This is a genomic window from Methylobacterium sp. E-016, assembly GCF_022829745.1.
Taxonomy (GTDB): Bacteria; Pseudomonadota; Alphaproteobacteria; order Rhizobiales; family Beijerinckiaceae; genus Methylobacterium.
The window spans coordinates 23,578-29,985 of the sequence record NZ_JAKSYF010000170.1 but is presented as its reverse complement, the minus strand read 5'-3'; the positions used below and the strand labels follow the sequence as shown (position 1 = coordinate 29,985).

At 71.4% G+C, this 6,408-nt stretch carries 5 protein-coding genes; 4 read left to right on the top strand and 1 reads right to left on the bottom strand.

Going from position 1 to position 6,408, the window contains the following annotated elements:
• Together MKK68_RS25360 and MKK68_RS29610 are read left to right on the top strand one after the other, a co-directional pair.
• On the top strand, window positions 1-813 hold an 813-nt coding region (locus MKK68_RS25360), incomplete at its 5' end, for a putative bifunctional diguanylate cyclase/phosphodiesterase (RefSeq protein WP_244033305.1).
• 26 nt (window positions 814-839) lie between these two features.
• Window positions 840-1,775 carry a BLUF domain-containing protein gene (locus MKK68_RS29610; RefSeq protein WP_147858511.1) on the top strand — a complete coding sequence of 312 codons (936 nt, stop codon included), beginning with the start codon at window positions 840-842 and terminating at the stop codon, window positions 1,773-1,775.
• A gap of 89 nt (window positions 1,776-1,864) precedes the next feature.
• Here the strand turns inward: MKK68_RS29610 and MKK68_RS25350 are convergent, their stop codons facing one another.
• On the bottom strand, window positions 1,865-3,091 hold the full coding sequence (locus MKK68_RS25350) for a lytic murein transglycosylase (protein ID WP_187274689.1): 1,227 nt from the start codon (window positions 3,089-3,091) through the stop codon (window positions 1,865-1,867).
• 163 nt (window positions 3,092-3,254) lie between these two features.
• Between MKK68_RS25350 and MKK68_RS25345 the strand changes: the two genes are divergently transcribed.
• Entirely contained in the window at window positions 3,255-4,691 is a 1,437-nt protein-coding gene (locus MKK68_RS25345) for a carotenoid oxygenase family protein (RefSeq protein ID WP_147726482.1), read from the top strand.
• A 364-nt stretch (window positions 4,692-5,055) separates the two neighbouring features.
• Window positions 5,056-6,399 (top strand): sn-glycerol-3-phosphate ABC transporter substrate-binding protein UgpB, encoded by a 1,344-nt coding sequence (ugpB, locus tag MKK68_RS25340; protein ID WP_244033304.1) that lies wholly within the window; start codon window positions 5,056-5,058, stop codon window positions 6,397-6,399.
• The last annotated feature ends 9 nt before the right edge of the window (window positions 6,400-6,408 follow it).

Below are 6,408 nucleotides of genomic sequence, written 5' to 3'. Positions count from 1 at the left end.
GGCACGTACCGCTTCTTCGAGCCCGAGATGGACGCGCGCATGCAGGCGCGCCGCCGGCTGGAGCTCGACATGCGTCAGGCGCTCGCCCGCCGCGAGTTCCAGCTGCACTACCAGCCGCAGATGCAGCTCGACGGCGATCGGCTGATCGGCTGCGAGGCCCTGATCCGCTGGAAGCATCCCGAGCGCGGGGCGGTCTCACCACTGGACTTCATCCCGCTGGCCGAGGAGATCGGCCTGATCGTGCCGATCGGCGACTGGGTCATCCGGCAGGCCTGCCGCGACGCGATGCACTGGCCGGCGCACATGGCGGTGGCCGTGAACGTGTCCCCGGCCCAGTTCAAGAGCGACCGCCTGGTCGAGACGATCATGTCGGCGCTTGCCGGCTCGGGCTTGCCCGCCCGGCGCCTGGAGGTCGAGATCACCGAGGGCGTGCTGTTTCAGGAGAACGAGAAGACGCTGCGGACGCTGCATCGGCTGCGCGAGCTCGGCGTCCGCGTGTCGATGGACGATTTCGGCACGGGCTACGCCTCCTTGAGCTACCTGCGCTCGTTCCCCTTCGACAAGATCAAGATCGACCGCTCCTTCGTGAAGGACCTGTCGAGCAAGCCGGACGGCGACGCGATCATCAGGGCCATCGCGGGCCTCGGCAAGAGCCTGGGCATGACGACGGTCGCCGAAGGCGTCGAGACGCCGGAGCAGATGCAGCGCATCCGCGAAGAGGGCTGCACCGACGTGCAGGGCTATCTCATCAGCAGGCCGATACCGGCCGACGACCTCATGACCTTCCTCGCGAGCTACCCGCCGCACGCGTGATCCACCCCAGTCCCGGATAGTCTCTGATGAGCGAACTCTATCGCCTGGTCTACGCGAGCAAGAACCTGCTGAAGGGATCGGAGGCCGAGATGACGGCATCGATCACGCAGATCCTCGCGGCGTCGCAACGGAACAACGCCGAGTCGGACGTGACCGGCGCGCTGATGTTCAATGCGGGGGCGTTCGCCCAGGTTCTGGAGGGACCGCGCCGCGAGGTCGAGGAGACGTTCGAGCGGATCCAGTGCGACGATCGGCACGGCGACGTGACGGTCCTTCAATGCGGGCCGACCGAGAAGCGCGGCTTCGCGAACTGGTCGATGGCCTTCGTCGGCCAGTCCGCCGGGGGACAGGCGCAATTCAGCCAGCTGGCTGCCGAGAGCGGCTTCGACCTCTCGCGCCTGGACGGCGACGCCGTGTTCGCGATGCTGCACGGGCTCGTGCTGGAGGAGGAGCGGGTGCCGGCCCCCGCGCCGATCGCTTCGCCGTCCGAGGATCTGCCCGCAACGGGCCTCGATGTCGAGCAGCTGCGAACGGAGATCGCGCAGCTTCGGCGAGCGGATGCGGCCCCCCGGATCCCGCCGGCGCCCGACGCGGTCCTGGCCGGACCGATCGCGGTCGTCGGCCTGCCCGCCCGCCCGGGAGGCGACGCGACGGGCTCGGCGGCCGGCGCGGCGGACGCTGCCTTGTCCGTGCTCAAGACCGCCCTGGCGCGCGAGCGGCAACGGACGAGCGAGCTTCGGACGGAGATCGACGCGCTTGAGGTCGCGCTGGCCTTGCACCAGGACCAGATGGAGGCCCTGCGGGCGGACCGGGACCGCTGGGCCGAGCGCGCACGCCTTCTTGCCGCGGCGATGGTCCAGGAGGCGGGCGACGTCCGGACGTCGCCCGATCATGCGAGCGCCGGGTCCAGGGAGCCGACATCCGCCGTGGCGCCGGGCGCGGCCCGTCGCCTGCGCGCCTAGAGCCTGCTCCAGCGAGGGGGATGCCCCGGTGATCCGATCGCGGGCCGGCGCGAACACGGACCGTCGTCCACGCCCGCCGGCGCCGGACGTCAGGGCGACGTCCGCAGCCGGTCCAGCAGGGTGACGTCGGCATAGCCGTCCGGACGGAGGCCGGTCGAGGCCTGGTAGGCGCGGATCGCGGCCCGCGTCTTCGGACCGATCCGGCCGTCCACGGCGCCGGCCGTGTGGCCGTGCGCGTCCAGGCGGGTCTGAAGATCGCGGCGCTCGGCTTCGGTCAGGGCGCGGTCGCCACGGGGCCAGTCGCGGGCGAAAGCGGCCTGCCCGCGAAGGCGGTCCGACAGGTGCGCGACGGTGAGCGCGTAGGACAGCGACGTGTTGTAGCGCAGGATCACCGAGAAGTTCGGCCGCAGCAGGAAGGCCGGGCCGCCCGCGCCCGCGGGGGCGACGAGGGTGGCCTGCGCGACGCCGTCCGCTTTGCGATCGGGGACGGGCGTCGCGCCGAGCGCGCGCCAAGCGTCGAAGCTGCGCGGGGTGTCCTCGTCCGCCAGCGCGTAGTCGAAGCTTTCTCCCAGCACGGCTTCTGTGCCCCAGGGCTCGTTGCCGCGCCAGCCCATGGCGACGAGGTAGTTCGCCGTCGAAGCGAGCGCGTCGGGCACCGACCAGAGGTCGCGCCGGCCGTCGCCGTCGAAATCCACGGCGTGGGCGCGGTAGACGCTCGGCATGAACTGGGTATGCCCCATGGCGCCGGCCCAGGAGCCGGTCAGGCGCGCGGGCGGCACATCCCCTTGCGCGAGGATCCGAAGCGCCTCGACGAGCTCGTCGCGCCAGTAGCTCGGTCGGCTTGGATCGCCGCAGGCCAGCGTCGCGAGCGATTGCACCACCGGACGGACGATCGCGGCGTCGTCGAGGACTTTGCCGTAGCCCGACTCGACGCCCCAGAAGGCCACGAGGGTGAAGCGGTCGACGCCGGTGCGCCGCTCGATCGCCTCGAGGACCGCGGCCCATTCCTCGAGCTTGCGCTGCCCTTCGGCGATGGTCGCCTCGGTGATCGTGGCGTCGAGGTAGGCCCAGATCGGCTTGACGAACTCGGCTTGGCCGCGGGTCGCCGCCTGCACGTCCGGGTTGGGCGTCAAGCCGACGAGCTGCCCGTCCGCCCAGGCCGGCGGCACCCCGCGGGCCTGGGCGTCGGCGGCGATCCTGCCCAGGCAGTCGGCCCAGGGCGATGGTTCCGACGATGGTTCCGAGGATGCCAGGCCGGCCGTCGCCAGGGCTATCGGGAGGGCTGCGGCGCGGAGCAGGCGGGCGAGGCGCATCATCGGTTCTCCGCGTCGGGGCGGCGATCGCATTGCCGGAGGAAGCCTCTCGGCCCTATGTCGGTTCTCGATCCCGCTCAAGGCGTGCGTGCGGTCGCGACCCAGCGCATCCGTCACGGTTCATCACGGCTCTCGTCCTCGCACCGCTCTTGGAACCCCTCGACCGATGCCGAACCGTCTCACGTCGACCGTCCGCGCCGCCGCCGAGGGTCTCGTCGCGCTGGTGGCGGCCGGCAACCGGCTGCGCCTGCCGGGGACGGCGCACCCCTTCGTGGTCGGCGTCCACGCGCCGATGCGCGCGGAGCTGACGCTGCGGGACCTGCCCGTGACCGGGACGATCCCATCGGGGCTCGACGGGCGATACCTCAAGATGGGCGCCAACCCGGCCCGCCCGACGACGCGCGGCCACGATTGGTTCCTGGGCGACGGCATGGTGCACGGCCTGCGCGTCGCGGGCGGCAAGGCCCTGTGGTACCGCAACCGCTGGATCGGCTCGCGGGCGGCCTCGGCGGCGTTCGGCCGGCCCGCCGCCCCCGGACCGCGCCGGGGCGACGACACCGTCAACACCAACGTCGTCGAGATCGGCGGCCGCGCCTTCGCCCTGGTCGAGGCCGGCAGCTATCCGGTCGCGCTGTCCGAGGATCTGGAGACGCAGCTTTACGATCCGTTCGAGGGGACGCTGGCCGGCTCCTTCACCGGGCATCCGCACCGCGACCCCGAGACCGGCGAGACGCATGCCATCGCCTACGACGGCCGGATCTGGGACAGCGTGCGCCACGTCGTCGTCTCGCCCGCCGGCCGCGTCGTGCGCGACGTCTCGATCCCGGTCGAGCACGGCCCCTGCATCCACGATTGCGCGATCACGGCGCGCTTCGCGGTGGTGCTGGACCTGCCCCTTACCTTCTCGATGCGGGCGGTGCTGGCCGGCCACCGCTTCCCGTTCCGCTGGAACCCTGCCCACCGCGCGCGCCTCGGCCTGCTCCCCCGGCACGGGACGGCCGCCGACATCACATGGTGCGCCCTCGATCCATGCTTCGTGTTCCACGTCGCCAACGCCTACGACGACGCGGACGGGCGGGTGGTCCTCGACGTCGTCGCCTACGAGAGCGTGTTCGCCTCGGCAGGCGGCGGCCTCGACAGGCCGGGCCGGCTGGAGCGCTGGACCGTCGACCCCGCGACGGGGCGGGTCGACCGGCGGGTGGTTGATCCGGCGGCGCAGGAGTTTCCGCGGATCGACGAGCGCCGCTTCGGGCGACCCCACCGCTACGTCTACGCGGTCTCGGTCCCCGCCGACGGCAACACGCAGCTCGAAGGCGCGACGCAGATCTACAAGCACGATCTGGCGCGCGGGGCGCGGCGCGTGCACGAATTCGGTACCGGCCGCGTCCCGGGGGAGTTCGTCTTCGTGCCGGCGCGGCCGGAGGCCGGCGAGGACGAGGGATGGCTGATCGGGCTCGTCGTCGACACGGCGCGCGACACGACCGACTTCGTCGTCCTCGATGCGCGCGCGTTCGAGGCGCCGCCCGTCGCCACGATCCACCTCGGGCACCGGATCCCGCCGGGCTTCCACGGCAACTGGTTTCCCGCGCGCGATCCGGCGTGAACGGTCGCTGAGGTTGACCCCGATCACCGCGTCGATGCCCGAGGGCGTGATCGCGCTCCAGCCGCATACAGCGGCGAAAGCCATCGAACGCCGTAAGCGAGTGCTGCGATGCAAGGCGAGCCGACGGCGCCTCCGGCGGGGCGGCGAAGCCGGCAAAACGACCACGAGGCGCGCGAAGCGGAGATGGCTCCTCCGACGCCTGAAGCCAAATCGCGGGACCGCACGGCGTGGCGCTTTATTCCGCTGGTCGGTCCGTGCATGATGAAGGCATGAGCGTCGCGCCGTCCGGTGCGGGTGCCGCGGGATCGCATCTCAAGCCCGAGGACAACGGGCAGGGCGGTTCCGCCGACGGGGAGGGTTTCGGATGGATCGTCGCGTCCTGTTGGCCGGCGTCGGCGGTCTTGCCGCGTGGGCTGCGCTTCGCCCGTCGGCCTCCGTCTCCGCCGGCGACAGGACGCGCATCGTGCTCTGGCATGCGATGTCGGGCGCGAACGGCGAGGAGGTCGAGCGGCTGACGCGCGACTTCAACGCGAGCCAGTCCGATGTCACCCTCGAGGCGGTGTTCAAGGGCACCTATCCCGAGACGCTGACGGCGGCGATCGCGGCCTACCGCGCCGGCAGGGCGCCGCACGTCGTCCAGATCTTCGAGGTCGGCACGGGCACGATGCTGCAGGCTGGCGCCGCCATCAAGCCGGCCTGGAAGCTGGCGGAGGAGACCGGGCTCGCACTCGATCCCAAGGCCTACATCCCAGGCGTGCGGGGATACTACAGCTTGGCCGACGGCAAGCTCGCCTCGATGCCCTTCAACTCCTCGACGGCGGTCATGTGGTACAACCGCGACGCCTTCGAGAAGGCGGGGCTCGACCCGGACGCGCCGCCGGCCACCTACGACGACTTCGCCAAGGCGGCCCGCACCCTCGCCTCCAAGGCGGCCACGCCCATCGCCAGCACCTCCGCCTGGATGACCTGGATCCAGTTCGAGGAATACGCCGCGATCCAGAACCTCGCCTACGCCACCGAGAACGACGGCTACGACGGCCTCGGCGCGGAACTGCTCATCAACACCAAGCCGTTCGTCGACCAGCTCCAGCGCTTCCTGGACCTGTCGAAGGACGGCGCCTTCAAGTACGCTGGCCGCGACGGCGCGCCCGATGCGGTCTTCTATTCCGGGCAGGCCGCGATCGGCTTCGGCTCGTCCTCGGGCCGTGCCGACATCGTCAAGAACGCCAAGTTCCGTTACGCCGAGGCCTTCCTGCCGACCGAGCCGGCGCTGAATCCGCGCCCGAACAACTCCATCATCGGCGGCGCCAGCCTGTGGGCGATGACGGCGCCGAAGCGCAGCGAGGCCGAATACAAGGGCGTCGCGGCCTTCTACGCTTTCATCGCGAAGCCCGAGCAGGTTGCCCTCTACGCCCAGAACACCGGCTACGTTCCGGTGACGCTCGCGGGCTACGCGGCCACGAAGCAGGCGGGCTACTTCGACAAAAATCCCGGGACCGACGTGCCGGCGCGGCAGCTCTCCCGCGGGGAGCTGACCCCGAACTCGCGCGGCCTGCGCCTCGGCCGCCTGCCGGAGATCCGCGCGATCCTTTACGAGGAGATCGAGAAGGCGCTCCAGGGCCAGCAGACGGCGCAATCGGCGATGGACGCCGCCGCCGCGCGCGGGAACCGCGTCCTGCGCGACTTCCAGAAATCCGCGCGCGGCTGACGCGGCGGA